Annotated in this window: 27 protein-coding genes; 14 read left to right on the forward strand and 13 right to left on the reverse strand. The window is 73.0% G+C overall.

All coding sequences use genetic code 11. The features are described 5' to 3' along the window. Positions 1-24: 24 nt before the first annotated feature. Genes ACSQ2D_RS19975 through ACSQ2D_RS19995 form a run of 5 tightly spaced genes read right to left on the reverse strand, consistent with a single transcriptional unit; the run spans position 25 to position 4,448 of the window. Positions 25-459 carry an MOSC domain-containing protein gene (locus tag ACSQ2D_RS19975; protein ID WP_435987657.1) on the reverse strand — a complete coding sequence of 145 codons (435 nt, stop codon included), beginning with the start codon at positions 457-459 and terminating at the stop codon, positions 25-27. Between the two features lie 10 nt (positions 460-469). Further along, complete coding sequence (locus tag ACSQ2D_RS19980) at positions 470-2,254, reverse strand: SulP family inorganic anion transporter (protein WP_435987658.1); 1,785 nt, start codon at positions 2,252-2,254, stop codon at positions 470-472. Between the two features lie 29 nt (positions 2,255-2,283). Beyond that, a complete protein-coding gene (locus ACSQ2D_RS19985) occupies positions 2,284-3,051 on the reverse strand; it encodes a cobalt-precorrin-6A reductase (RefSeq protein ID WP_435987659.1) in 768 nt (255 codons plus the stop codon). Between the two features lie 2 nt (positions 3,052-3,053). Continuing rightward, entirely contained in the window at positions 3,054-3,989 is a 936-nt protein-coding gene (locus ACSQ2D_RS19990) for a MerR family transcriptional regulator (protein WP_435987660.1), read from the reverse strand. 3 nt (positions 3,990-3,992) lie between these two features. Next, positions 3,993-4,448, reverse strand: coding sequence for an SRPBCC family protein (locus ACSQ2D_RS19995; protein ID WP_435987661.1), 456 nt, complete (start codon positions 4,446-4,448; stop codon positions 3,993-3,995). 159 nt (positions 4,449-4,607) lie between these two features. Between ACSQ2D_RS19995 and ACSQ2D_RS20000 the strand changes: the two genes are divergently transcribed. From ACSQ2D_RS20000 to ACSQ2D_RS20025, 6 genes are read left to right on the forward strand one after another with little or no spacing between them, the layout of a single operon-like run. Next, positions 4,608-5,882: an NAD(P)/FAD-dependent oxidoreductase gene (locus ACSQ2D_RS20000; protein WP_435987662.1), complete on the forward strand. Its 1,275-nt coding sequence runs from the start codon at positions 4,608-4,610 to the stop codon at positions 5,880-5,882. Continuing rightward, complete coding sequence (locus ACSQ2D_RS20005; protein ID WP_435987663.1) at positions 5,879-6,634, forward strand: DUF1365 domain-containing protein; 756 nt, start codon at positions 5,879-5,881, stop codon at positions 6,632-6,634. Before ACSQ2D_RS20000 ends, ACSQ2D_RS20005 begins: the two co-directional genes overlap by 4 nt. Then, a complete protein-coding gene (locus tag ACSQ2D_RS20010) occupies positions 6,631-7,920 on the forward strand; it encodes a class I SAM-dependent methyltransferase (protein WP_435987664.1) in 1,290 nt (429 codons plus the stop codon). Before ACSQ2D_RS20005 ends, ACSQ2D_RS20010 begins: the two co-directional genes overlap by 4 nt. Further along, complete coding sequence (locus ACSQ2D_RS20015; protein ID WP_435987665.1) at positions 7,920-9,287, forward strand: cryptochrome/photolyase family protein; 1,368 nt, start codon at positions 7,920-7,922, stop codon at positions 9,285-9,287. Before ACSQ2D_RS20010 ends, ACSQ2D_RS20015 begins: the two co-directional genes overlap by 1 nt. 27 nt (positions 9,288-9,314) lie before the next feature. Further along, positions 9,315-10,034 carry a CPBP family intramembrane glutamic endopeptidase gene (locus ACSQ2D_RS20020; RefSeq protein ID WP_435987666.1) on the forward strand — a complete coding sequence of 240 codons (720 nt, stop codon included), beginning with the start codon at positions 9,315-9,317 and terminating at the stop codon, positions 10,032-10,034. A gap of 4 nt (positions 10,035-10,038) precedes the next feature. Further along, the gene (locus ACSQ2D_RS20025) at positions 10,039-11,466 is read left to right on the forward strand and encodes a tryptophan-rich sensory protein (protein WP_435987667.1); all 1,428 of its coding nucleotides are present in this window, start codon (positions 10,039-10,041) and stop codon (positions 11,464-11,466) included. 21 nt (positions 11,467-11,487) lie between these two features. On the opposite strand, the gene ACSQ2D_RS20030 is transcribed toward ACSQ2D_RS20025, so the two are convergent. Both ACSQ2D_RS20030 and ACSQ2D_RS20035 read right to left on the reverse strand, forming a co-directional pair. Then, on the reverse strand, positions 11,488-12,717 hold the full coding sequence (locus tag ACSQ2D_RS20030; RefSeq protein WP_435987668.1) for a lipase family protein: 1,230 nt from the start codon (positions 12,715-12,717) through the stop codon (positions 11,488-11,490). A gap of 171 nt (positions 12,718-12,888) precedes the next feature. Next, on the reverse strand, positions 12,889-13,851 hold the full coding sequence (locus ACSQ2D_RS20035) for a GlxA family transcriptional regulator (RefSeq protein WP_435987669.1): 963 nt from the start codon (positions 13,849-13,851) through the stop codon (positions 12,889-12,891). Positions 13,852-13,942: 91 nt separating this feature from the next. On the opposite strand from ACSQ2D_RS20035, the gene ACSQ2D_RS20040 reads away from it, so the two are divergent. Next, positions 13,943-14,113 carry a hypothetical protein gene (locus ACSQ2D_RS20040; protein WP_435987670.1) on the forward strand — a complete coding sequence of 57 codons (171 nt, stop codon included), beginning with the start codon at positions 13,943-13,945 and terminating at the stop codon, positions 14,111-14,113. A gap of 21 nt (positions 14,114-14,134) precedes the next feature. On the opposite strand, the gene ACSQ2D_RS20045 is transcribed toward ACSQ2D_RS20040, so the two are convergent. After that, positions 14,135-14,980 (reverse strand): PHP domain-containing protein, encoded by an 846-nt coding sequence (locus ACSQ2D_RS20045; protein ID WP_435987671.1) that lies wholly within the window; start codon positions 14,978-14,980, stop codon positions 14,135-14,137. A 72-nt stretch (positions 14,981-15,052) separates the two neighbouring features. Here ACSQ2D_RS20045 and ACSQ2D_RS20050 point away from each other — a divergent pair, with 72 nt between their 5' ends. Then, positions 15,053-15,445 (forward strand): VOC family protein, encoded by a 393-nt coding sequence (locus tag ACSQ2D_RS20050; RefSeq protein ID WP_435987672.1) that lies wholly within the window; start codon positions 15,053-15,055, stop codon positions 15,443-15,445. 27 nt (positions 15,446-15,472) lie between these two features. Here the strand turns inward: ACSQ2D_RS20050 and ACSQ2D_RS20055 are convergent, their stop codons facing one another. The 3 genes from ACSQ2D_RS20055 to ACSQ2D_RS20065 form a co-directional block, all read right to left on the reverse strand. Beyond that, complete coding sequence (locus ACSQ2D_RS20055) at positions 15,473-15,925, reverse strand: HNH endonuclease signature motif containing protein (protein ID WP_435987673.1); 453 nt, start codon at positions 15,923-15,925, stop codon at positions 15,473-15,475. Next, entirely contained in the window at positions 15,922-16,929 is a 1,008-nt protein-coding gene (locus ACSQ2D_RS20060; protein WP_435987674.1) for a hypothetical protein, read from the reverse strand. The genes ACSQ2D_RS20055 and ACSQ2D_RS20060 overlap by 4 nt, the downstream gene beginning before the upstream one ends. A gap of 124 nt (positions 16,930-17,053) precedes the next feature. Continuing rightward, positions 17,054-17,986 (reverse strand): DMT family transporter, encoded by a 933-nt coding sequence (locus tag ACSQ2D_RS20065; RefSeq protein WP_435987675.1) that lies wholly within the window; start codon positions 17,984-17,986, stop codon positions 17,054-17,056. A gap of 179 nt (positions 17,987-18,165) precedes the next feature. Here ACSQ2D_RS20065 and ACSQ2D_RS20070 point away from each other — a divergent pair, with 179 nt between their 5' ends. Next, complete coding sequence (locus ACSQ2D_RS20070) at positions 18,166-18,663, forward strand: cysteine dioxygenase (protein ID WP_435987676.1); 498 nt, start codon at positions 18,166-18,168, stop codon at positions 18,661-18,663. Beyond that, the gene (locus ACSQ2D_RS20075) at positions 18,660-19,091 is read left to right on the forward strand and encodes a rhodanese-like domain-containing protein (protein ID WP_435987677.1); all 432 of its coding nucleotides are present in this window, start codon (positions 18,660-18,662) and stop codon (positions 19,089-19,091) included. Before ACSQ2D_RS20070 ends, ACSQ2D_RS20075 begins: the two co-directional genes overlap by 4 nt. Here the strand turns inward: ACSQ2D_RS20075 and ACSQ2D_RS20080 are convergent. Then, positions 19,006-19,935 carry a LysR family transcriptional regulator ArgP gene (locus ACSQ2D_RS20080; RefSeq protein WP_435987678.1) on the reverse strand — a complete coding sequence of 310 codons (930 nt, stop codon included), beginning with the start codon at positions 19,933-19,935 and terminating at the stop codon, positions 19,006-19,008. The two genes, ACSQ2D_RS20075 and ACSQ2D_RS20080, sit on opposite strands and share 86 nt — an antisense overlap. A gap of 70 nt (positions 19,936-20,005) precedes the next feature. Between ACSQ2D_RS20080 and ACSQ2D_RS20085 the strand changes: the two genes are divergently transcribed. From ACSQ2D_RS20085 to ACSQ2D_RS20095, 3 genes are all read left to right on the forward strand, one after another. Then, entirely contained in the window at positions 20,006-20,602 is a 597-nt protein-coding gene (locus tag ACSQ2D_RS20085; protein ID WP_435987679.1) for a LysE/ArgO family amino acid transporter, read from the forward strand. Between the two features lie 145 nt (positions 20,603-20,747). After that, positions 20,748-20,906 (forward strand): hypothetical protein, encoded by a 159-nt coding sequence (locus ACSQ2D_RS20090; protein WP_435987680.1) that lies wholly within the window; start codon positions 20,748-20,750, stop codon positions 20,904-20,906. 17 nt (positions 20,907-20,923) lie between these two features. Next, complete coding sequence (locus tag ACSQ2D_RS20095; protein WP_435987681.1) at positions 20,924-23,917, forward strand: helix-turn-helix transcriptional regulator; 2,994 nt, start codon at positions 20,924-20,926, stop codon at positions 23,915-23,917. A gap of 6 nt (positions 23,918-23,923) precedes the next feature. Here ACSQ2D_RS20095 and ACSQ2D_RS20100 read toward each other — a convergent pair whose 3' ends face one another. After that, positions 23,924-25,132, reverse strand: coding sequence for a hypothetical protein (locus ACSQ2D_RS20100; RefSeq protein ID WP_435987682.1), 1,209 nt, complete (start codon positions 25,130-25,132; stop codon positions 23,924-23,926). A gap of 58 nt (positions 25,133-25,190) precedes the next feature. Here ACSQ2D_RS20100 and ACSQ2D_RS20105 point away from each other — a divergent pair, with 58 nt between their 5' ends. Continuing rightward, positions 25,191-26,180 carry an ArsR/SmtB family transcription factor gene (locus ACSQ2D_RS20105; protein WP_435987683.1) on the forward strand — a complete coding sequence of 330 codons (990 nt, stop codon included), beginning with the start codon at positions 25,191-25,193 and terminating at the stop codon, positions 26,178-26,180. The last annotated feature ends 71 nt before the right edge of the window (positions 26,181-26,251 follow it).

Below are 26,251 nucleotides of genomic sequence, written 5' to 3' on the forward strand. Positions count from 1 at the left end.
GCCTGGCGCACACCGGGACCGCCCTCAGGGGCCGAGGTCGACCTCGTCGCCGACGCTGATCGTCCCCGACGTCAGCAGCCGGAAGACCGTTCCCGCCCGGGCGTGCAGGGCCCGCGCTGCTCCCGGGCCGAGGTTGTCGTCGAGGAGGCGGCACGGTGCCGCGATGCGCACGACCTCGAGCTCGACGTCGCCGATCGTGATGCGGTCGCCCGGTCTCGTCGGGATCGTGCCGCCGGAGATCGTCAGGTTGCGTCGCGTCAGCCCCGGGTCGACGGGACGCCCGAGGTCGGCGGCGGCGGCCTCGAGGTCGGGCAGCGACTGGATCGTCACGTGGCGGTGCCTGCTGCCGTGGTAGCGGTCACCGACGAGCCCGGCGCCCGCCTCCGCCTCGACGCTCTGCACCGAGCGCGTCGGCAGCCGGCGCCCCTTGGCGACGTGGATCATGACGACGGTCTCCATGCCGGCAAGGCTAGGCGTCCGGCTCCGGCTGGGCCGGCACGGGTGGGATGCGCAGCCCGGGCGGCCCCGAGCCGTGCTCGCGCTCGTACCACGCGGCATACGCGGCGACGGCGGTCGGCAGGGTCGGGAAGATGAGGTCGGCCCCGACCTTCTCGACGAAGCCGCCCGCCTCGAGCGAGAGCCGCATGTCCTCCTTGACCCGCGCCATGGCGAAGCGGATCTCCCGGTCCGCGAGCGTCGAGCGCAGGGTCTCGAGGGCGTCGACGGCCGTGAGGTCGATCTCGGTGTTGGCCTCGGCGTTGAGCAGGAACCACTCGACCCGGCCGTGCCGCGTCGCCTCGTCGACGACCTGGAGCGCACGGCTGGCGAAGTCGTCGGAGTTGGCGAAGAAGAGCGGCGAGTCGTAGCGGTAGACGACGAGCCCGGGCACCTGGACGGCGTTCGGGTGGTCGTCGATGTCGTGCATGCCCGCGACGTCGGGGACGTAGCCGAGCACGCCGTCGTGCGGGTGGACGATGCGGCGCAGCAGGTCGAGCACCGACAGTGCGATCGCGACTCCGATGCCGGGCAGCACCCCGAAGAGGAGGACGGCGACCGTCGTCGCTAGGGCCAGCACGAGCTCGCTGCGCCGGAACGCGCCGATGCGCCGCATCTCCGCGATGTCGACGAGGCGGATCGCCGCGTAGACCACGACGGCGCCGAGGGCCGCGGTCGGGAAGGCGGCGATGACCGGCCCGAGCCACAGCAGGGTCGCGACGACGAGGAGGAGCGAGACGAGCGAGTGCAGCTGGGTGCGGGCGCCCATCGAGTCGGCGATGACGGTGCGGCTCCCGCTCGAGCTGATCGGGAAGCCCTGCAGCAGCCCGGTCGCGACGTTGGCACCGCCGAGCGCGAGGAACTCCTGGTCGCTGTCGATGGTCTCGCGGTGGCGCCCCGCGAAGGCCCGCCCGGTCAGCACGTTGTCGGAGTAGGCGACGACCGCGACGCCGAGGGCCGCCGGGAGCAGGGCCCACACGTCCACGTCCGAGACGCTGGGCACCCGGAACGCCGGCAGCCCCTGGGGCACGGGACCGACGAGCGTGATCCCGTAGCGGTCGGCGAGGTCGAGCACGGCGACGACCACGGCCGACCCGAGCATCGCGATGAGCGGCCCCGGCCAGCGCGGCGCGAAGCGCTGGAACGCGAGGAGCACCAGGAGCACGCCGACCGAGAGCAGCAGGGTGGGCACGTGGACGTCCCCGAGGTGCGTGACGGCATACCTCACCTCCTGGAGGAAGGAGTCCCCCTCCACCTCGAGCCCGGTCACCTTCCCGATCTGGCTGACGATCATGAGCGCGGCGATGCCGGCCATGTAGCCGACGAGCACGGGCTTGGAGAGCAGGTCGGAGAGGAAGCCGAGCCGCGTCGCGAAGCCGACGATGCAGATGAGGCCGACGGCGATCGCCATGAGCGCAGCCATCTCCTGCCGCATCGCCATGCCGCCGCCGGCCGTCACGAGCGCACCGACCCCGGCCGCGGTCATGAGCGCGGTCGTCGACTCCGGCCCGACGGACAGCTGCCGCGACGACCCGAGCACCGCGTAGACGAGCAGCCCCGGCCCCACGGCCCACAGCCCGCTCACGGCGGGCAGCCCGGCCACCTCGGCGTAGGCGAGCACCTGCGGCACGAGGTAGGCGGCGACCGTGATCCCGCCGAGAACGTCGCCGCGCAGCCACACCCGGTCGTAGCGGCGCAGCACCGCGACACCCGGGAGCAGCCGCTCCCAGCGCGCCCGGTGCTCCAGGTCCGCCGTCACGTCACGAACGTACGCGAGGGCGTATGCCGTCAGGCCGGTTTCGCGGCGATCGTGGGCTTCGCGCCCACCGCGCCCGTCGCGCTCAAGACCTCCCCCACCGTCTCGACGACGGTGACGCCGTCGGGGACCGGCGGACGGCGCACGACGACGACGGGCACCCCGAGGTCGTGGGCGGCGGTGAGCTTGGCCTCGGTCAGGGCGCCACCGGAGTCCTTGGTGAGGAGCACGTCGACGGCGCGGCTCTCGAGGAGGTCGCGCTCTGCGGCGTAGGAGTATGGCCCGCGGGCCCGCAGCACCTCCCAGGACGAGGGCACGTCCCAGTCGGGTGGGTCGACGACGCGGGCGAGGACGTAGCGGTCGTCCCAGGCCGCGAAGGACTCGAGCTGCTGGCGTCCGGTCGTGAGGAAGGGCCTGACCCCGAGCGCCTCGGCCGCGACCCGCGCGGCCTCGACGTCGTCGACCCAGGTGAGCTCCCCCGCGAGCGGGTGGCGCGACCACCCCGGCCGCTGGAGCCGGACGAGCGGCACCCCGACCGTGGCGCAGGCGGCGACCGCGTTGCCGGTGATCTGCGCGGCGAAGGGGTGGGTCGCGTCGACGACGAGGTCGTAGCCGTGCGACACGAGGTGGTCGGCTAGGCCGGCGACACCGCCGAACCCACCGGTGCGCACCTCGCCGACCGGCAGGGCCGGCGCGCTGACCCGACCCGCGAGGCTCGACACGACGGTGTCACCGCGCTCGACGAGGCGGCCCGCGAGGTCGCGCGCCTCCCCCGTGCCCCCGAGGACGAGGATGCGCACGGTCAGGCGGGGATGCGCAGTCGGCGCGTCATCTCGCCCACGGCGACGGTGATCGAGTGGCCGAGGTGCACGCAGGAGCCGTTGATCTCGTTCTGCTGGCTGCCACCGAGCCCGATGACGACCTCCGGGTGGACGCGGGCCACGGTGTCGACGATCTCCTGCGCGGCCGTGATGTCGATGTCGCGCGGCACGGCCATGACCATGCCCGTGGCACCGCGGGCCTCGATGGCCCGCAGCCAGTCCTCGACGGGCAGGTCGGCGCCGACGTAGACCGTCGCGAAGCCGGCGCGCCGCGCGGCCACGGCGAAGGCGAGCAGGCCCAGCTCGTGGCGGGCGCCGGGCGGCAGGCCGATGAGCAGGGTCGGGCCGTCGACCCGACCCGACGCGGCCTCGTAGGCGGCTGCGAGACGGCGCTGGACGGCATACGACACGAGGTGCTCACCGGCGACGGTGAGGCGGCCGTGCGCCCACTCCTCGCCGACGAGCTGGAGGGTCGGCATGAGCCAGTCGTCGACGACGTGCTCGAAGGTGCCGAGGGCGAAGCGGGCGTCGAGGACGGCCGTCGCCGACGCGGAGTCGAGCCGCTCGGCCGCCCGGACGAAGGCCTCGGCGTCCTCGGACTGGTAGCGGCCGCCGGGGCGCAGCGGCGCGACGCGGGAGCTGCGGCTCTCGCGGTCGGCGCGACCGAAGGGAGCCTCACGGCCGGCCGGGTCGCGGCTCGAGAGCCGTCGGGTGGTCTCGGCGGCGGCCTCGCGCGCCGACCAGCCCTCGTTGACGAGGGAGTTCATGATCGCGAGGGCGCGCACGTCCTCGGGGCCGTAGAGGCGGTAGCCACCGTCGGAGCGCTGCGGGCTGACGACGCCGTAGCGCCGCTCCCAGGCGCGCAGGGTGGCGACGCTGATCCCGGTCAGCTCCGCGGCACGTTTGATGGTGTACACCGGCTACCCCAACCTGCTCAAGGCGTCTCGCATGCCCCGCTCGGCCTCGTCGCCGAGCTTCTTGAAGGCCGGTGCGAGCAGCGGGGCGGCGAGCTTGGCGATGCCCTTGAACTCGAAGTCGGCGCGGTAGGTGACCGTCGTGCCCTCACCGGTGGTGGCTCCCGAGCCCGTCACGGTGCGCACGAAGGTCATCGTGTCCTTGGCGACGACCGTCGCGTTCTCACCTCGCAGCGCGAACCGCTCGCCGGGGACGTGCTCGATGACCATGTAGTCGAGCTCGGTCTCGCGGCCGAGGAACTTCGACACGTTGTGGTAGCGGGTGCCGAGGCCGCCGTCGCCCGACACGCGCTCGGTGCGGACGGTCCCCGGGTCCCACTCCGTCGTGTTCGTGAAGTCGCTGAGGTAGGCGAAGACGCGGTCGACCGGGTGTGCCACCGTGACGCTGCGCTCGATCTCCATGCGTTCTCCAACCTTTGACAGACCTTGAACAGCCACTCTACGGTGTGGACGAAGGATGGACAACGCACGACGCGGCCACCATCACTTCGAACCCTCTCGAACCATCCGGTCGGGGCTCCGCGCCGAACCACACGGGACCACATCAGCCAGGAGGCCTCGGTGACTCGACCGAACCACACGACCCGACCCACGGCAGCCGTCATCGGCGCCGGAGTGTCCGGTCTCACCGCCGCGCACGTGCTCAGCGCCACCCACGACGTCACGCTCTACGAGAGCGACGCGCGCTTCGGGGGCCACGCGCACACCCACGACGTGCCGGGACGCGACGGCAGCCTGCGCATCGACAGCGGTTTCATCGTCCACAACGAGAAGACCTACCCGCACCTGCTCCGCCTCTTCCGCGACCTCGACGTGCCGACCCAGCCGACCGAGATGAGCATGAGCATCACGTGCGAGGGCTGTGGCCTGTCGTATGCCGGAGGGCGCGGCCCCAAGGGGATGTTCGCCCAGAAGCGCCGCCTCGCCGACCCGCGCTTCGTCAAGATGCTCAGCGACGTCCCGCGCTTCCACAAGGCCGCGCAGGCGCTGCTCGCCGACGAGTCCCAGGACCCGACGTGGGGCGAGTTCCTCACGGCACACGGCTTCTCGACGTACTTCCGGCGCCACTTCGCCATCCCGCTCGTGGCCTGCGTCTGGTCGTGCGGCGACCTCGATGCGTCGTCCTACCCGGCGCGGCACCTCTTCCGGTTCCTCGACCACCACGGCATGCTGACGGTGACGGGGTCGCCCACGTGGCGCACCGTCACCGGCGGGTCGGCGACCTACGTCGACCGGCTCGTCGAGCGTCTGCCCGACGTGCGCAAGGAGAGCCCGGTGACCGCCGTGACGAGGCACGACGACGGTGTCGACGTGCTCGTGCGCGACGGCCAGACCGCGACCTTCGACCGCGCCGTCGTCGCCACGCACGCCGACCAGGCCCTCGACCTGCTCGCCGACGCGACGCCCGACGAGAAGCGCGACCTCTCGGAGATCCGCTACTCGCGCAACGAGACCTGGCTGCACCGCGACTCCTCGGTCCTGCCGAAGCCGCGCCAGGCCAAGGCCTCCTGGAACTACCGCATGCACGCGTGCGACGCCCCGGCCCCCGACGTCACCGTCAGCTACTGGATGAACCGCCTCCACGGCATCACCGACGCCGACGACCACGTCGTGACGCTCAACCCGGCCGGCAGCATCGACGAGTCGCTCGTGACGGCGCGGATGTCCTACGACCACCCGATCTTCACGCGTGAGGCCGTCGAGGCCGCCTCGCGCCTGCGCGAGGGCGGCGGCGAGCGCCTGGCCTTCGCGGGGGCGCACCTCGGCTGGGGCTTCCACGAGGACGGGTGCCGCTCCGGCGTGGAAGCCGCAGAGTCCTTCGGGGTGCGCTGGTGACGGCCGTCCTGACGCCTCCGGAGGTGCCGGCGCTCGTCGACGGCACCGTGGCCCACTCGCGCCGGACCCCGCTGCACCACAGCTTCACCCACGGCCACTACCAGTGGCTCGTCGACATCGACGACCTGCCCCGGCTCCCTTGGCCCACAAGGCTCCTCGCGCGCTTCGACGTCCGCGACCACCTCGACGGCGGCCGGCTCGGCGGCGGCATCCGCGGTGACGTCGAGCGTTTCCTCGCAGCGCGCGGCGTGACGCTCGCCGCCGACGACCGTGTCCTCATGCTCGCCAACGCGCGGGTGCTCGGCCACACGTTCGACCCCCTGTCGGTCTTCTGGTGCCTGCGCCCCGACGGCTCGCTCCTCGCCGTCGTCTTCGAGGTGCACAACACGTACGGCGAGCGCCACGCGTACCTCCTCGACGTCCACGACGACGGCACGGCGACCGTCGACAAGGCCTTCTACGTCTCCCCCTTCAACGACACGAGCGGGGAGTATGCCGTCCGCCTCGTCCTCGAGCCCGGCGCCGTCAGCGTCACGGTGGCGCTCGACCGTGACGGCGAGCGCATCATGACCGCCGTCACGCGCGGCACACCGGAGCCGGCCACGACCCGTGCGCTGCTCCGCCTCGTGCGCCGTCACGGCCTCGTCACGCAGAGGGTCACGACCCTCATCCGGGTACACGGCATACGCCTGTGGTTGCGCCGTCTGCCCGTCATGCCCCGCCCCCGACACCCCGAGGAGGCCGTCCGATGACCGCCCAGTCCCCCGCCGCGCTCCAGAACATGGCCCAGCCGCTGTGCCTGCGCCGACCCACCCTGCGCGTGCTGTGCGTGCGCGCCCGTCTGGCCCGGAGCATCCTCGCCCAGGTCGCCAAGCGGGTGCCGGTCGACGTCGTCATGCCGGACGGCTCGCTCCTCGGCGGTGGCACGCGCCGCACCGACCGTCCCGGGCTGGAGATCGTGCGACCGACCGCGGTCTTCGAGCGGCTCGCCCACCACCCGAAGATCGGCATCGGCGAGGCCTACATGGCCGGTGACTGGAAGGCGGCCGAGGGCACCGACCTCGCCGAGCTGCTCATGCCGTTCGCCGAGCGCATGACCACGGCCGTCCCCGAGGGCTGGCTGCGCCTGCGCGGCTTCGTCGACCGTCGCATCCCGAGCATCCAGAACAACTCGCTGCTCGGCTCGCGACGCAACATCGAGGCGCACTACGACCTGTCCAACGACCTCTTCGCGACCTTCCTCGACGAGACGATGAGCTACAGCTCGGCGATCTTCGACGAGGACCAGCCGCTGCGCACGCAGTCCTTCGAGGAGGCGCAGCTGCGCAAGGTGCACGCCATCCTCGACATGGCCAAGGTCGGCCAGGACACCCGCGTCCTCGAGATCGGCACCGGCTGGGGCACGCTCGCGCTCGAGGCCGCCCGCCGTGGCGCCACCGTGACGAGCGTGACGCTCTCCAAGGAGCAGGCGGCGCTCGCCCGTCAGCGCGTGGCCGACGCCGGGTTCACCGACACGGTCGACATCCGGATCCAGGACTACCGCGAGGTCGAGGGTGTCTACGACGCCGTCGTCAGCGTCGAGATGATCGAGGCCGTCGGCGAGGAGTACTGGGAGACCTACTTCCGCACCATCGACGAGCGCCTCGCCCCGGGCGGCATCGCAGCCGTCCAGGCCATCCTCATGTCGCACGAGCGGCTCATGGCCACGAAGCACTCCTACGGCTGGATCCAGAAGCACATCTTCCCCGGGGGCCTCATCCCGAGCCTGCAGGCGATGAGCGAGACGACCGACGCCGCGACGACGCTGCGCATGTCGGCCGTCGAGGCGTTCGGCACCGACTACGCCGAGACCCTGCGGCGCTGGCGCGAGACCTTCCAGGCCCGCTGGCCCGAGGTGCACGCGCTGGGCTTCGACGAGACCTTCCGGCGCAAGTGGGAGTTCTACCTCGCCTACTGCGAGGCGGGTTTCGCGACCGGCTACCTCGACGTGGCCCAGGTGCGCTTCGAGCGGGAGGGCGCCGCGGCCGCGGCCTCGTGATGGCCCCGTCGACGACGTCGATCCTGTGGTTCCGCCGCGACCTGCGGCTGAACGACCACCCGGCACTGCTCGCGGCGGTCGACGCCGCGAGCCACGTGCTGCCCGTCTTCGTCCTCGACCCGCGCCTGCTCGAGACCGACACGCCCCGGACCCGGCGGCTGCTCGCCTCCCTCGCCTCGTTGTCGAAGGACACCCGTGGGGCGCTCGTCGTCCGACGCGGTGACCCCGTCGACGTCATCCCCGAGCTCGCCGCGCAGGTCGGCGCGCAGCAGGTGCACGTCTCGCGCGAGACGACGCCCTACGGCCGCCGCCGCGACGACGCCGTCGAGAAGGCCCTCGCCGACGACGGGCGCGAGCTCGTCGCGACCGGCACGCCGTATGCCGTCGGACCGGGTCGCATCGTCAACCAGTCGGGCTCGCCCTACAAGGTCTTCACGCCGTTCTCCAAGGCGTGGCACCAGCACGGCCGCCCCGCCCCTGCGGCCCGGCCGAAGCGCATCCCGTGGCTGCGCGACGACCTCCGCAGCGACCCGCTGCCGGAGGTCCCCGGCCTGTCCGAGCTCGAGGCCGGCGAGGCCGCCGCGCTCAAGCGGTGGGAGCGCTTCCTCCACGACGGGCTGACGGCATACGACCGGGAGCGAGACCGGCCCGACCTCGACACCACCTCCCGGCTGTCCGCGCCCCTCAAGTACGGCGAGATCCACCCGCGCACGATGCTCGCCGACATCGCGGCGCACTCAGCGGGGCGGTCGCAGGCCGCGAGCACCTACGTCACCGAGCTGATCTGGCGCGAGTTCTACGCCGACGTGCTGTGGCACCACCCCGACTCGGCCTGGCACGACCTGCGGCCCGAGCTCGCGAAGCTGCCCTACGACTCGGGCGACGAGACCGACCGGCTCGTCGACGCGTGGCGCGAGGGGTGCACCGGCTACCCGATCGTCGACGCCGGCATGCGCCAGCTCCTCGCCGAGGGCTGGATGCACAACCGGGTCCGGATGATCACGGCGAGCTTCCTCACCAAGGACCTCCACGTCTGGTGGCCGGTCGGGGCGCAGCACTTCCTCGACCACCTCGTCGACGGGGACATCGCCTCCAACAACCACGGCTGGCAGTGGGTCGCCGGCACGGGGACCGACGCGTCTCCCTACTTCCGCGTCTTCAACCCGGTGACGCAGGGCAGGAAGTTCGACCCCGACGGGGAGTACGTCCGGCGCTGGGTGCCGGAGCTCGCCCACCTGACGGGTGGCGCGGCGCACGAGCCGTGGAAGCATGACAACGGGTACGACCATGAGTATCCCCAGCGGGTCGTCGACCACGACGACGAGCGCAAGGAGACCCTGGCCCGCTACGAGCGCGCCCGACGCTAGCCGTCCGACGAGCCGAGGAGACGAGAGATGCGGGGCCCCGTGACCGAGCTGCGCGCGTTCGTCAACGCCGCGCTCATCGAGAAGGTGGAGCGCGACCACCGCGACCCCGACGACGTCTTCCGGCGCCGTCAGGTCGTCGTCGCGCTCACCTTCGTCGTGGGCACGGCGGTGCTGGCGTGGGCGCTGCGGATCACGCCGGGCGACCCGCTCTTCTACGTCGCCACCCTCGCCCTCGCGGCGGTGTGGCTCGTCGGCGCCCTGCTGTCCGGTCCCCTCCACGCGGGGATGGGGCACACGCGTCGCGGTGAGAAGGCCCGGCCCATCGTCCAGTCCCTCGTGCTCGGGGTGCTGCTCCTCGTCCTCTTCCTCGTCGGTGCGCTCGTCGTCGCGCGGATCCCCGTGCTGCGCGAGCCGGTCGACCAGCTGCTCGACCACGCTCGCTTCGGGGCGTTCACGGCCGTGCTCGCCATCACCTTCGTCAACGGCGTCGTCGAGGAGCTCTACTTCCGCGGCGCCCTCTACGCCGCCCTGCCCCGCCACCAGGTGACCCTGACGACGGTGCTCTACGCCCTGACCACCGTCGGCAGCGGCATCCCGCTGCTCGTCCTGGCCGCTGCCGTCATCGGTCTCGTGACCGCCCTGCAGCGCCGCGTCACCGGTGGCTTCCTCGGGCCGATCATCACGCACGTCGTGTGGTCGACCGGGATGCTCCTGCTCCTCCCACCCGCCCTCGAGCTCACCAGGTGACCCCATGACTCCCACCCCGAACGCCTCCACCCCCGACGGCACCCCGCGACGCGCGCTCGTGACCGGCGCCTCCGGCTACGTCGGCGGGCAGGTCGTGCCGCGGCTGCTCGACGAGGGCTGGACGGTGCGGGTGCTGACCCGCCGCCGGGCCTCGATGGACGACAAGCCGTGGGTCGACCGGGTCGAGGTCGCCGAGGGTGACGTCGCCTCCGCCGACGACATGCGCCGCGCGCTCGAGGACGTCGACGCGGCGTGGTACCTCGTGCACTCGATGGACGACCAGCCCGACTTCCAGGAGCGCGACCGCGAGGCGGCGACTCACTTCTCGGAGGCGGCGAAGGAGGCCGGGGTCTCGCGCATCGTCTACCTCGGCGGCCTCCACCCGGACGACGAGGTGCTCTCGCCGCACCTCGCCTCACGCGTCGAGGTCGGGCGCATCCTGCTCGACTCGGGCGTGCCGACCGCGGTGCTCCAGGCCGCCGTCGTGCTCGGTGACGGGTCGGCGTCCTTTGACATGCTGCGCTACCTCACGACCCGCCTGCCGGCGATGGTCGCGCCGAAGTGGCTCGACAACAAGATCCAGCCGATCGCCATCGACGACGTCGTGACCCTGCTCGTCGGCGCCGGCAGCCTGCCGCCCGAGGTCAACCGCACCTTCGACATCGGCGGTCCCGAGGTGCTGACCTACCGCGAGATGATCGCCCGCTTCTCCGACGCGACGGGACGCCGTCGACCGGTCGTCGTGACCGTGCCGGTGCTGACCCCGCGTCTCGCGAGCCACTGGGTCGGTCTCGTCACCCCGATCTCGGCGGGCCTGGCCAAGCCGCTCGTCGGCAGCCTCGTCCACGAGGTCGTCGCCAAGGAGAACGACATCCGCGACCACGTCGACGTGCCCGGCGGCTTCATCGACTTCGACACGGCGGTGCGGTCGGCGATGCGCACGACCAAGCCCGACACGGCGATGCGCAACCTCGCCCTGACGAGCGCCGCGACGGTCGCGAGCGCGGTCGCGGGTTCGCTTGCCACGCAGCCCGACTCACGCTGGTACCGCTCCCTCGACCTGCCGGACTGGCAGCCCCCGACGCTCGCCTTCCCCGTGGTGTGGACCGCGCTCTACGCGGACATCGCGGCGACGTCGGCGACGGCGCTCAACGCGTACGACAAGGCCGGTGACACCGAGGGGCGCAACGCCTACCTCAAGGCCTTCGGGACCAACCTCGCCCTCAACACGGCGTGGAGCGTCCTCTTCTGGCGCGTGCGCAAGCCGTGGGTGGCGGCCGCGGAGGCCGCCCTGCTCACGGCGAGCTCGGCCGACCTCGCCCGCCGCGCCGGCACGGTGAGCAAGGGGGCCGGGATCGCCCTGTCGCCGTATGCCGTGTGGTGCGGATTCGCGACCGCGCTCTCGACCGCGATCGCCCGCCGCAACCGCTGAGCCCGGCTCCCCGAACGCGACTCAGAGCCACCAGCAGTCGGAGACCTGCGGGAGACCGGCGACGCGAGCCTCGAGGAAGGCGTACTGCTTCGCGAACGACGGCACCGCCCCACCGACGTGGGTCGGGGTGATGTTGGGCGAGAAGGCGACGTTCGCGCCGCGGGCGCACCAGTCGTGGGCGAGACCGCGCCCGACGGCATACGGGATGACGTCGTCGAGGACGGAGTGCGTGACGAGCACCGGGACGGCGGGCCGGAGGCGGCCGATGCGCTGCTCGGCGATGATCGAGCGGAAGGGCTCGGCGGCGGCGAGCTCGGTGAGGGTGCGGCCGTCCTTGGTCAGGTCGCTCGAGCGGGTGAACGCGTGCAGGGCGATCGACTCGCCGACGCACTCGCCCTTGACGGCGGCGATGACCGACGTGCCACGGGCGTTGAGGAAGGCGTCGAGGTCGAGGCCGTAGGCGGCGGACTGGCCGGCGACGGCGTAGAGGGCGAAGGCGGAGTAGAGGCTGCCGTCGAGGTGGTCCGCGACGGCGCCGAGCTCGGCAGGGACGGCACCGGCGACCGCGCCGGTGAGCTTCAGCTCGGGGGCGTAGGTGGGTGCGAGCTCGACGGCTGCGGCACTCGCACCTCCGCCCTGGCTGTAGCCGGCGAGCATCACCGGGCCGGCGCCCGGCAGGCCCGTGCCGGGGAGGCGCTGGGCGGCGCGGACCATGTCGAGGACGGCGTGCGCCTGGGCCTCGCGGACCATGTACGTGTGGGTGCCGGGCGTGCCCAGGCCCTCGTAGTCGGTCATGGCGACGGCGTAGCCGCGGGTCAGCAGGCCCGAGATGAAGGCCCCTTCGTACTCCGAGCCGGCCGCGAGCTGGCGGCTCGGCGCGCACTGGTCGCCCATGCCCTGGGTGCCGGCGGCGTAGCCGATGACGGGGCGCTGTCCGGGGCCGAACCACGGGACCGGCGGCACGAGGACCGTGCCCGTGACGGCGAGCGGGGCGCCGCTGCGGTCGCGGGTGGCGTACATGACGCGGGTGGCGCGCGCCGTCGAGGGGACGGCCCTGAGGGGGTCGAGGTAGAACGTCATCGGCTCGGCCCTGAGCACGGTCCCGGGCGCGGCGGTGACCGTCGCGGGCGGGTCGTAGAACCCCGCCGCCCGGGCGGTCGTCACCGGCGACATGACCGCGGCGGCGATGGCGAGCACGACGACGCCGATGACGCGACGGGTGCGGGACAGGCGTTGGGTCGAACGAGGCATGGCGGCGTTCTCCTCAGGCGGCGGGACGACGTCGGTGGCGTCCACTGGCCAGTAACCTACTGGCGGTAACCACGCCTGTCGCGCTGAGATCCCGGCGGCTCCTCGGCCTCTGGCGCCGTCTTCGGTCGTCTAGCGCCGAGCCGATAGTCCGCCAGACGGCGCTCGCGAGGGTCAGGCCGAGGCGGGCTGCTTCGTGAAGGCGCGGCGGTAGGCGACGGGCGGGATGCCGATCTCGCGCTGGAAGTGGTGACGCAGGACCGCGGCCGTGGCGAAGCCGCTCTCGCGGGCGATCCGCTCGATGTCGAGGTCCGTCGACTCGAGCAGGTGGCGGGCGCGGAGCACCCGCTGGCTCGTCAGCCACTTGTGCGGGGTCGTGCCGACCTCGGCGGTGAAGCGGCGGGCGAAGGTGCGCTCCGACATGGCGGCCCGCTTGGCGAGCGACGGGATCGAGTGCTCCTCGTCGAGCCGCTCGGCAACCCACTCCATGACGTCCTGGAGGCCCTCGCACGGTTCGGACGGGACGGGCGTCTCGACGAACTGGCGCTGCCCACCGGAGCGGTGGGGCGGGACGACCATGCGGCGGGCGATGCGGGTCGCGACCTCCGAGCCGAGCTCGGTGCGCACGATGTGGAGGCACGCGTCGATGCCGGCCGCCGTGCCCGCGCTCGTCAGGACCGGGCCGTCCTCGACGTAGAGGACGTCGAGGTCCACGCAGGCCCGCGGGTGCTCGTCGGCCAGCCGGGCGGCATACCGCCAGTGGGTCGTGCACTCGCGGCCGTCGAGCAGGCCGGCCGCGGCGAGCTGGAAGGCACCGGAGCAGACGGACAGCACGCGGCCGCCGTTGCCCGCGGTGTCGCGCAGGATGTCGAGGACCTCCGGGTCGTAGGGACCGTCCACCGCTCCACCCGGGATGGCGACGAGGTCGGCGCCACGGGCGGCCTCGAGGGGGAAGGGCGCGACGATGCTCAGGCCGCTCGTCGTGCGCAGCACCTCGCCGGGGCGTGCCGAGCAGACGCGGAAGTCGAAGGCCGGGACGCCGTCGTCGGTGCGGTCGATGCCGAAGACCTCACAGAGGACGCCGAGCTCGAACATGGCCACGGGCTCCTGGGCGATGACGGCGATGGTGCGCAGCATCCGGCCAGCATGACACCACTGGCAGGATCTTGTCGAACATCGACTGTTCTGCCACTCGTGGCGGGATCATGATGAGCGCAGACTTTCTGCCATGGACATCATCTTCTTCATCGCCATGATCGTCGCCATCGTCGCAGCCCTCGGGCCGCACCACCGCCGGACGTTCTCGCTGCCACGCGCCCCCTTCGGCGCCGACGCCGAGGCCGACCGCGACATCGAGCGCGTCCTGCACGACGTGCCCACCACCCCCATCCCCCGCTGAGCCCCTGCCGGCCGGGCGCCGTCAGTCGGTGCGCGCCCAGAGGTCGTGCGGGTCGCGGCCCGGCCGGAAGCCGCAGGCCTCGGCGAGGTGCCGGGCGTCGCGGAACCGACGCGCCAGCGATGCGGGATCGTGCGCGTCGCTGCCGAAGCTCACCGCACCACCGCCGACGTCGTGCCACCAACGCACGACCGTCGGGTGCAGCGGCAGGACGGTGTTGATCTCGAGGGCCTTGCCGGCTCGCGCCACAGCCTCCAGGGCGTGGAGGAACTCGGCCTCGAACTCCGCCGGGTCGAAGGGGCCGTCCGCGGTCTCGTCCCACGAGCGGACGGGGTAGTCGACGTGGGCGAGGACCTCGAAGGTGTCATCGACCGCGACCATGGCTGCGACATCGCCCAGGTAGGTGCGGACGATGTCCGCGGCCGGCCTGCGGCCGAAGAGCTCACCGGGCTCGGTCCAGCCCTCGCCGTCGGGAAGGCAGTGCAGGGAGCCGAGGATCCGGTCGAAGGTGCCGGCCGCGAGGACACGGCCGACGGCCTCGGAGTGCAGGTGCGGCTCGCCGAGCTCGAGCCCACTGAGGATGCGCAGGCCGGGGTAGCGCTCCCGGCACTGCGCGACGGCCTCGAGATAGCCGGCCGCGTCGAACGGGCCGGGGGTCACCAGGCCGTCGGACGACGTGAAGGTCAGCAGGTGCGCATCCTCGTCCACGTGCGAGCGGTCGAGCGACCAGACGGTGTGGTCGACGTGCTCGGTGAACGCCACGGCCGGCAGCCCCAGCTCGAGCGCCCGTGCGCACGTGCGGTCCATCGACCCGTGCGCCGCATCCCACGACCACTCGGTGTGCACGTGACTGTCCGCCGGGAGCGTCATCCGGCCACGCTAGGCCCACCCGCCACCATTCGGTGGGTCAGGACCGTCCGAGCCGGGTGACAGGGTGACCGCATGACTTCTCCCACACCGCCACCCGTCGGCCGACTCGCCTCCGTCTCGCTCGACTGCCCGGACCCGTCGGCCCTCGCCGACTTCTACGCGGGGCTGCTCGGTCTCTCGCGCGCCTACGAGAGCCCGGACGGCGGGGTCGTGTCACTGTCGGACGGCGGGCTCGCCGTCACGATGACGCGCGCCGCCGACCACGTCCGGCCGACCTGGCCGGGGCCCGGACAGCAGCAGCAGGTGCACCTCGACATCCTCGTCACCGACCTCGATGACGGCGTGGCGCGCGCCGTCGCGCTCGGCGCGGCCGAGGCCACTCACCAGCCGGCTCCCTCGGCATGGCGGGTCCTCGTCGACCCCGCCGGTCACCCCTTCTGCCTCACGACAGTCACCGGCGACTGACACGTCGCCCGCTCGACGCAGGTCAGGTCAGAAGGGCGGCGGATCGGCGGCGGGAGGGGGCGCGTCAGGAGGCACGGGGACGACCGGTCGGGGCGGGCCCGAGCCGGGATCGCGGAGGGCCTCGCGCCAGTCCCTGGGATAGGTGATGTAGTCACGACCGGCGAGCGAGGACCACGCGATGCCGTCGTCGCGGACCCGCTCGACCTGCCAGACCCCGGCGGTCTTGCCGTTGTGGCAGCCCCGGCTCAGCGAGTCGGAGTTGGAGACGTGGGTCGGGCCGGTCGGCCACGGGACGAGGTGGTCGAGGTCGCACCGGTCGGCCGGGACCTGGCAGCCGGGTGCGCGGCAGACGCCGTCGACGGCGCGCACGTGCTCGACCATCGCGGCGGTCGGGCGGTAGCGGTCGGTGGAGAGCTCGAGGGCGCGGCCGGTGTCGACGTCGACGGCGAGGCGCTGCCAGACCGAGCCCGGTGCGGTCATGATCTGCCGGGCGTGGGCGGCGGTGACCCAGCCGTGGCCGGGCAGCTCGCACGCGGCGTCGGACGTCCCGACGGCGACCTCGAACGGCACGACGATGCGGACGGTCGCGGGCGCGGCGTCGGACAGCAGGCCGGCGCACGTCGGCCCCTCGTCGACACCGACACCCGTGCCGGACGGCACGACACCGAAGAGGGCGAGGTCGCAGAGCAGGTCGCTGCGCAGCTGGTCGATGCTGCGGTCGTCGCCGGCCGCTCGGGCGGCCGGGCGAGGGCGTCGACCCGGTCGAGCACGCCGACGACCCGCTCGGCCGGCGCGACGACGGTGAAGAGGCCCATGCCGTCCTCGAGGAGGCGACCGTACGCCGTGCGACGCAGGCGCGAGGACCGGCGGCGCTCCTCGGCGGCGCGGGAGTCGGCCGAGCGGACACACCGCTGCAGCCGCGTGGCGAAGAGGCGCGCCGAGGCGACCGAGCCGTCCGGCGCCGGCGCGAGCACCGTGGCCTCGAGGTCGGGGAGGACCTCGTCGCCCAGCGCCCGCGTCTCGACGACGACGCGCAGGGCTCGCTGGAGACTGACGGCGCCGGCCCGCAGCCGCTCACGCAGCACCCGGTGACGCCGGGGTGCGGTGGCGAGCTCGAGCCGGCGGGCGACCTCGGTCGCGCCCACGCCGGTCGCACAGGCGATCTCCTGCGCGGCGACCTGGTCGGCCGTGATCGGGACCGGCGTGCTCGTCGTCAGCCGGGCGAGCTGCTGCTCCTCGACGGAGTGCAGCGCTGCGTAGGCGTCGACGAGACGACCCTCGAGACGAGCCTTCTGGACCTCGAGGCGCTCGATCTGCGACAGCACCGCGTCGGCCGTGTCGTCCAACGTGAGCGAGGCTCTGTGCTCTCGGGCGCGCTCGGCGCCGGCCTTGGCCTGACCGAGCAGCCAGACCGCGCGAGGGTTGAGGCTGCTGCCTCCGGCTGTCGCGTCGGGCGCCGGACGCCCGGTGTCGAGGAATGGCACGAACTCACTCCTCCCACCCGGGTCGCCGACTCCTCCATTAGAACACATGTTCGACTGGCTGTGAAGACCCATCCACACCCTGATCCAGTCCGATCCCCTTGCGTCGCAAGGCGATCGGAACCGCTCACTCCTCCGCGGTCGGAGCCACTCGGGGCTTGCGCCGCGTCAGCAACACCCCGGCGATGCACAGCGCCCCACCGACGAAGGTCAGGGGCGGTGGCACCTCGGAGAGCAGCGCCCAGGCGATGAGCGTCGCGATGAAGGGCACGAGGAAGGTCGTCAGGGTCAGCGTGCCCGCGTCGCTGCGTGCGAGGACGTAGGCCCACGTCGAGAAGGCGATCGCGGTCGGGAAGATGCCGAGGTAGGCGATCCACCACAAGGTGCTCGGGTCGCTGTCACGCACCACAGTGACGAGCTCGCCGCTCCACGGCAGGCACACGACGGCGCCGATGACGCAGGCGAGCCAGGTGACCTCGGGACCCGGCAGCCGCCCGAGGAGAGGCTTCTGCGCGAGGACGCCCACGGCATACGTCACCGCGGCGAGGACGGCGAGCCACACGCCCACCATATCACCGGAGTCGCCGGCGGAGAAGCCGCGCGCGATGACGACGACGCCGGCGAAGCCGACGGCCATGCCGATGAGCAGCCAGCGGGTCATCTTCTCGCCGAGGAAGACCGTGGCGAGGAGCGCGACGATGATCGGCCCGATCTGCACGATGAGCGCGGAGGTGCCGGCATCGATGCGCCGCTCGGCCTCGTTGAGCGCGAGGTTGTAGATGCCGAACCAGCCGACGCCGCAGAGCAGGAGCAGGGGCCAGTCGCGACGGGCCGGCCACGTGCGCGGCCGACGGAAGACGAGCACCCCGAGGGCGACCGACGCGACGAGGAGACGCCCGAGCGACAGCGCGCCCGGCGGCACGTCGCGGCCGAGGTGGCGGATGGCGACGAAGGCGGACGCCCACAGCAGGAGCGTCACGGCCACGGCCGCGAGGACGAGCCACCTCGTGCGACGAGCGTCGGTCGGGGCCTGGGATGCGGTGCGGGAGTCCACGGTCACCCGAAGACCGTAGGCGCCTGCACCGACAGGGCGCCGCCGGTTTTCCGGTCAGATGTCCCCCACATCCCGCCACCACGAGCTCGCCTTGCTGCTCACGGCATACATAAGTTAGCGTTTGTCTTATAGCAAGACTTGGTTATGTTTTACCTTCAGGCCCCACCTCCCGAAAGGCTCGACCCATGTCCCGCGGCGCACAACGCACCACCGTCGACCTCGCCGACACCGCCCGTCGGCTCGCCCGTCAGCGCGCCCTCTGGCAGGGACTCGTCGACTTCGACCCCATCACGCGCTACTACGCGCGGCTCCTCGCCGACCACGACCACGAGGCCTGGCTGCTCACCTGGCTGCCCGGCCAGGGCACTCCGTGGCACGACCACGGCGGGAGCGCCGGCTCGTTCGTCGTGCTCCAGGGCGTCCTCACCGAGGAGGTCGCGGGCTACCGCTCGGCCGTCGACCTCGACAACGTCCGGCGCGTCACCGGACCGGGCGTCCGGCTCACACCGGGCGACCAGCGCACGTTCGGCACCCGCCACCTGCACCGCGTGACGAACGCCGGGTCCGACCCCGCCGTGAGCCTGCACGTCTACGGGCCCAGACTGACGACCATGACGAACTACCGCGCCGTGGACGGCGTCCTCGAGGTGGAGGAGCAGGCCGAGGTCGGGGTCGACTGGTGACCCGAGCGGCCCGACCCCGACCCCGCACCATCGACGAGGTCCTCGCCGAGGCCCGTCGTCGCCTCCACCGACTCACGCCCCAGCAGGCCGAGGCAGCAAGTGCGGACGGCGCGCTCGTCGTCGACATCCGCCCCGCCGCCCAGCGCGCGGCCGAGGGTGAGCTGCCCTTCGCGACGGTGATCGAGCGCAACGTCCTCGAGTGGCGCCTCGACCCGTCGAGCGACGCGTCGCTGCCCGTCGCGAGCCACGACCTCGAGGTGGTCGTCCTCTGCCAGGAGGGCTACACGTCCAGTTTGGCGGCCGCCGCGCTCCAGGACCTCGGCATCCACCGCGCCACCGACGTCATCGGGGGGTATGCCGCGTGGCGGGCCTGGCTGGCCGATGCGCCGTCGGGCGACGGGGCGCGGCCGACGCGGCAGCCGACCTGACCGACTCGCTCAGCCGGTCGAGGTGCGCGGACGGCAGCCGCCACCGCTGCCAGTAGAGCTGGACGTCGACGTGGTCACGCGACCCGAGCCGCACGAGCTCTCCTGCATCGAGCAGCGGCCCGAGCTGCGTCGTCAGGAGCGCACCCCAGCCGAGCCCGGAACGGACCGCCGTCACGAAGCCGCCACCGTCGGGCACCTCATGCGTCGGCGGCGCACCGGTCACCCGGTGCCGGTCGAGGATGCGCTGCTGGATGTCGTCCTTGTCGTTGAACCGCACGAGAGGCATCGCGGCCCAGTCGATCCCGCGCCCGATGCGATGGCGGTCCACGAGCTGGGGCACCGCCGCCGGCACGTAACGCATCGTCACGAGGGACTCGGTCGAGCAGCCCTGGACCGGCGTCGGGTCGGACGTCACCGCTCCGAGCACCTCACCGGACCGGAGCAGCCGGGCCGAGTGGTCCTGGTCCTCGACCCGCAGGCGCAGCACGACGTCGTCCCACGCGGCCGCCTCGGTCAGCACCGCACCGAACCACGTCGACATCGAGTCCGCGTTGACCACGATCGGCAGGTCGACCCGGGACCGGCCGTCGGTGACGACACCCGCGAGTGCCTCAGACTCCAGCAGCCCCTGCTGGCGGGCGAGCCGGACGAGCGCCTCACCGGCGCTCGTGGCGCGACACGGGGTGCTGCGCACGACGACGACCTGGCCGACCTCGGCCTCGAGCGCCTTGACCCGCTGGCTCACGGCCGACGGCGTCACGTGCAGCCGCCTGGCCGCCGCGTCGAAGGTGCCGGTGTCGACGATGGCGAGCAGGGTGGAGAGGTGCTCGGGCTGGAGCCGCATGAAGACATGCTAATGATGCTAAAGAAACCTTCGCTTCACTGAAGGCCACCGTCCCTCTACCGTCGAGGGCGTGACCTCCCTCCTGCCCGGCTTCCTCACGATGGCGTCGCTCATCGTCGCCATCGGCGCGCAGAACGCCTACGTGCTGCGCACCGGTCTCGCGCGCCACCACGTCGGCCTCGTCGTCGCCGTCTGCGCCGTCAGCGACGCGGTCCTCGTCCTGGCCGGGGTGATCGGCGTCGGGGGTCTGGTCACGGCCCACCCGGAACTGCTGACGGTCGTGCGGTGGGTCGGGGCGGCATACCTCGTCGGCTACGGACTGCTGTGCCTGCGCAGCGCGCGCCACCCCAAGGGTCTCGAGGCCGGCGGCACCCAACGGTCCCGCAGCGGCGTGCTCGCGACCGTCCTCGCGCTCACGTGGCTCAACCCGCACGTCTACCTCGACACCGTGCTGCTCGTCGGGTCGCTCGCCAACCAGCACGGACCCGAGGGTCGCTGGTGGTTCGCCGCCGGCGCCGCCCTCGCCAGCGTCGCATGGTTCACCTCGCTCGGCTACGGCGCCCGCCTGCTCGCCCCGCTCTTCGCCCGCCCCGCCACGTGGCGCGTCCTCGACGTCGCGATCGCCCTCGTCATGTTCACCATCGCCGCCACCCTCCTCCTCGGCTGAGCTCCTACCTCAGACGGTCCACACGGCATACGCCATCGGATCTGAGGTAGCCGGCGGGCAGGGATAGGGCGGTCGTCCGATGTGGGGGTCTACCTCAGCAGCCGAGTCTGGAGGAGTCCAGAAAGGCACGAGCAGAGGAAAGACCATGACCACCCAGTACGTCGACTTCCGCACCGTCCAGGTCGAGATCGAGTCCCGCTACCCGCAGCGTCGTCGCGTCCGCCGCGACTCGTCGCTCGAGATCATGCGCCGCACCCTGGCGCGGATCTCCCGAGAGGAGAACAACCCGGGCCGCACGCGGTGACGACGGCGACGCGACCCGTGTCGCCGACCGTCCCGCTGCTGTCGGCGGAGTACGCGATGATTCCGCGTATGCCGCTCAGCACCGGGCCACTCATCGGGCGGGACACCGACCTGTCCCGTCTCGCCGACGCCATCGGACTGCGCCCCACCCCGGGTGCCCGGCCCGGTGGCGTCGTCGTGCTGTCCGGCGACGCGGGCATCGGCAAGTCACGGATCGTGGGGCACCTCGTCGACGAGGCCACCGCAGCCGACTGGTTCACCCCCGTCGGCCACTGCGTCGGGCAGGCGGGCAGCAGCCTCGCCTACCTCCCCTTCGTCGAGCTCGTCGGCACCATCGACGCGGGCCACCCCGACGTCGTCGAGCGCGTGCTCGACACGCATCCCAGCCTCGGGCACCTGCTGCCGGGCCGCGCCGACGCACCCGACGGAGACCGCTCCGGACGCAGCACCGACCCCGGACAGGTCGCCGAGGCCGTGCACGCGCTGCTGTCCGCGCTCGGCGACACGCAGCCGTCCCTCCTCGTCATCGAGGACGTCCACTGGGCCGACCACTCCTCGCGCGACCTCATCACCCTCCTGCTGACCCGCGGCTTCACGCGCGCGGTCGGCCTCGTCGTGACCTACCGCTCCGACGACCTCTACCGCCGCCACCCCCTCCACGAGACGCTCGCCGTGTGGGCGCGCATCGCGGGGCTCGAGCACGTCGACCTCGCCCCGCTCCCCGACGACGCCGTCCGAGAGCTCGTCTCCGGCATCGAGGGCGCCCCCACCGACGCCGCGACGAACGCCGAGATCGCCCGTCGCTCCGAGGGCAACCCCTTCTTCGCCGAGGAGCTCGTCGCGAGCGCCGCGGCCGGCCAGGCCCTGACCGGCGGACTGAGCCGCGTGCTCCGCGCCCGCGTCGAGCAGCTCGACGAGACCGCTCAGCGCGTGCTCCGGGCCATCGCCCTCAAGGGCGGCCAGTACATCGGTCACGACCTCCTCTCCCGCGTCGTCGACCTTCCCGACGAGACGCTCGAGGCCGCGCTCGCCGCCGCCGTCGAGCACCACGTGCTCGAGGCCCGCTGGCCCCCGGCCTACACCTTCCGCCACGCCCTCCTCGGCGAGACCGTCGCCGACAGCCTCCTTCCCGGCGAGCGCCTCCGGCTCCACCGGGCGTATGCCGCCGTGCTGGCCGAGCGCCCAGAGCTCGCCCCCGCGTCCGAGCTCGCCCGCCATGCCGCCGCCGTGGGCGACCTGCCGACGGCGGTCCGCGCCAGCCGGGCCGCGGCCGAGTCGGCCATGGCCGTCGGTGGTCCGCAGGAGGCGCTGCTCCACCTCGAGCGGGCGCTCACGTGGCTCGACGAGGACGACCCCGAGCGCGACGAGGTGACCCTCCGGGCGTCGCGTGCGGCGATGGTCGCCGGCGAGCCGATCCGCGCCATGGACCTGCTGCGCGACCGGCTCGACCACCCCGGCACGGCCCAGGAGCCGGGTGCGCGCGCCGACCTGCTCTCGACGCTCGTCATCCGCTCGCGCATCCTCGACCTGCCCATCGACTCCATCGCGCTGACCGACGAGGCGCTGTCGCTCATCGGCGAGGAGGCCGACGAGCGCCGGGTGCGTGTGCTCGTCGCGCGGGTGCAGGCGCTCGTCGACCACGGCTCCTTCGTCGAGGCCGCCGTCGTCGGCAACGAGGTGTCCCTGCTCGCGGAGCGACTCGGCCTGGGTGGTGCGCTCGCCGAGGTGCGCACGATCATGGCGCGCATCCTCGAGGCGCAGGAGGACCTCGACTCGGTCGAGACGCACCTGCGCTCGATCGTCGCCGACATCGACCCCGACGACCCGCTGCTGCTCCGCGCCCTCCACCAGCTCGCGTCGCTCGCGCACCGCCGAGGCGACCTGCCCGGGTCGCTCGCGCTCTACGACCGCGGCGCCGACGTCGCGCGGCGGATGCACCGTGAGTGGGCACCGTGGGGGCAGGAGTGCCGTCTCCTCGGCGGGCTCACCGCCTACGAGCTCGGCGACTGGGACGGCGCGGCTCGCCGCCTCGACCTCGGGGGTCGACCGGCCCCGCAGCCCGGCCGCACGATCTTCACCGGTGCCGCCCTGCTCGTGCGCGCCGGTCGTGGCGACCCCGTCGACCCAGACCTCTTCGACGCCCTGCGGGAGTGGTGGCCCGTCGACGGCCTCTGCGTCGTGCTGACGACCATGCCCGCCGTCGACGTGCTCGGGCAGGCGGGCGACCTCGGCGGGATGCTCGACCTCACCGAGGAGGCCGTACGCGTCCTCGACGCCACGTGGGGCGAGTACCACGCCGTCGTGCGCCTCGCCGCCCTCGTGGCCGGGCAGGCGGCCTCGCTCGTGCCCCGTGCCGACTCCGACCTGCGGGCCCGGGCCGTCGCCGTCGTCGACGACCTCGCCGAGCGCGGCCGGCGCATCAGCGAGCTGCGTCCCGCGGTCGAGAAGGCGAGCCGCCCGAAGTTCGAGCGCGCGGCGGCCGAGTCGCTCGAGGACACGAGCCGCGAGACGTGGGCGTGGACCGCGCGGCTCGAGGCCGAGGTGCTGCGCCTGCGCCGGGTCGCCGGCGTCGAGGAGCCGCCGCCCGTGGCCGAGCTCGTCGACGCCTGGCGCGAGAGCGTCGCGGCGTTCGAGCGCTACGGGCACGTCTTCGAGGCCGCACGCTCACGGGCCCGGCTCTCCGAGGCGCTGCGGGCCGCGGGTGACGACGCCGGGTCCCGCACCGTCGCCGAGCAGGCCCGCGAGGTCGCGGTCCGGCTCGAGGCCAAGCCGCTGCTCGCCGAGCTCGACGCCGTGCGCCCCGGAGGCGCGACGGTCGAGCTCACCCCGCGCGAGCTCGAGGTGCTGGCGCTGCTGGCGCAGGGCCTGACCAACGGCCAGATCGGCAAGCAGCTCTACATCAGCACCAAGACCGTGAGCGTCCACGTCTCCAACCTCCTCGCCAAGCTCGGCGCCTCCGGACGCACCGAGGCGGCCGCCATCGCCCGACGCCGGGGGCTCGTGACCGGCTGAGGTCGGTCAGGCCGCGGCGCCCTCGAGCACGGCGGCCCCGGGCCGCGACCGGCGCAGACCGGGCGTGAGCGCGATCGAGACGACGACGGAGGCGACCGCCATGACGCCCATCGCGTGCGCGGCCGCGACCGGACCCATCCCCAGCGCGCTCGCCACGACGCCGCCGAGGAGCGCCCCGAGGGCCTGGCCCACCATGAGGCCGGTGCCCTGCAGCCCGAAGACCTGGCCCCGCGCCTGCGCATCGGTGTGCGTCACCAGCCGCTCCTGCAGCGGGAGGCTCGCGGAGTAGCCGACGGACGCCACGAAGGCCAGCGCGGCGGCATACGGCAGGGACGGGACGGCGAAGAAGGCGAGGTAGGGCACGGCGAGCAGCAGCCGCAGCGGGCCGATGAGCCGGTCGCGCACGGCCACGGCGAGGAACCGCCCCACGACGACGTCGCCGAGCAGCATCCCCGCGGCCGTGACGGCGAAGAGGTAGCCGGCGCGCTCGCCCGCGAACGGCACGAAGAGCGCCTCGCACCCGACGATGAGGCCGTTGGGGACCCACATCGTCAGGTAGAGCGGGCGGATGACGCGGGACCCGAGCAGCGCACGGTTGACCTCGCGGGTCCGGCGCACGAGGGAGGCGCCCGCGTGCCGCGGCGGGTGGTCCGCCAGGCCGAGGCGGAGCAGCACCACCGCGACGAGGAGCGCGGCCGCGGAGCCCAGGAAGAGCTCGGTCGTCGTGAAGGTGATGAGGAGCAGCCCGCCGATGCCGTAGCCGACGATCTGCATGCCGCCGACCGCGATGTTCATCGTCGCCCGACCGAGGATGAAGCCGTCGGGCGGGAGGATGTCGGAGACGAGCGCCATCATGCTGCCGCCGAGGGCCGAGGTGATGAGCGGGCCGACCGCCAGCAGGGCGAACCGCCAGCCCCACGCGAGTCCCGGGATCGCCTGGAGCAGGTCGCTCACCATCGTCGTCGTGAAGACGAGCACCAGGGCCGTCCGGGGCCGCACGAGGTCGGAACCGGAGCCGAAGAGCGTCTGGCCGACGATCCGCATGAGCGGCGCGCCGAACATCGCGAGCGCCGTGAGGACCGGGGACCCGGTGGCCGCGAAGGTGATGGTGCCGAGCGCGAGGGACGCGACGGCATACGCCCCGATGTTGATGCACTGGACGAGGAAGAGGACCCGGAACTCACGGATGGCGAACAGCTGTCGGTAGGTCTTCACCCGATCCACCCTGACGGCCGGTCGATGTCGACGCTAATGTTTCGGCAGGAGGCGAAACATGGGGACGTGGCAGATCTCGGCCGACCTGCTGGCCCGGAGCCGATTCGTCGTGTCGCCGCGCATCGAGACGGTCGGCGCGCTCAACGACCTCGTGCGGCCCTCCGACCCCGAGGGGCGCGCCCTCGCAGCCGCCCACGGCGAGGCGTTCCGGGCGATGCTCGACGCCCACCCGGTGCGGCGCGCCGTGCTCGACCACAGCTGGAAGCCGCAGTGGATCTCGGACTGGCTGTGCCTGCCCCCGGCCTCGGGTGGACGGACCTTCGCCGAGGAGCTCGACGACGTGCGCGCCCTCGGTGACGACCTGATGCGTGACTGCCTCGCCGAGAGCTCGCCGACCCGCGATCTGCCCGACGCGCTCCTCGCCGACGGCCTGACCGAGCACGGTGTCGAGCTGCTCGAGTGGGTCTGGACGCATGTCCTCGCCACCGACTGGGCCCGCCGGGAGCGGATCCTGCGTGCCGACATCGTCGCCCGCACGTCGCGCCTCGCCACCCAGGGATGGGCGGCGGTGCTGCACGACCTCGGCCGCGACCGCGAGTGGGTCGGCGACGGCCATCTGCGCATCAACAACTACGACCTGCCCTCGCGGGTGCTCCCGGACGACGCCGACCTCTTCTTCGTGCCCGTGAACCACCGCGCTCGCTGGGTGGGGTGGCTCCTCCCGCAGCGGTATGCCGTGTACTACCCGGTCGCCGGAGCGCTCGCTCGCGTCGACGCCGGGGCTCCCGACGGCCTCGAGCGTCTCGTCGGGCGCAACCGCGCCCGACTCCTCACCGCTCTCGAGTCACCTTCCAGCACAACGGGTCTCGCGGCCACCACGGACCTCGCGATCGGGTCGGTCGGTGACCATCTCAAGGTGCTCCTCGCCGCGGGCCTCGTGCTCCGTCGGCGGTCAGGGCGCGAGGTGCTCTACTGGCGCACGGCCGTGGGCGACGCGCTCGTGGCGTCCGGTTCGGGGTCGCCCGGTGACGGCGTCCCCGCCGGCTGAGGGGAGTTCTCCCCATGTACCGCAACGATGCCCACCCCTAGCGTCGGCGCTGCGGACGCGCCCGCGCCCGC

Source organism: Terrabacter sp. LjRoot27 (assembly GCF_964254175.1).
GTDB lineage: Bacteria > Actinomycetota > Actinomycetes > Actinomycetales > Dermatophilaceae > Terrabacter.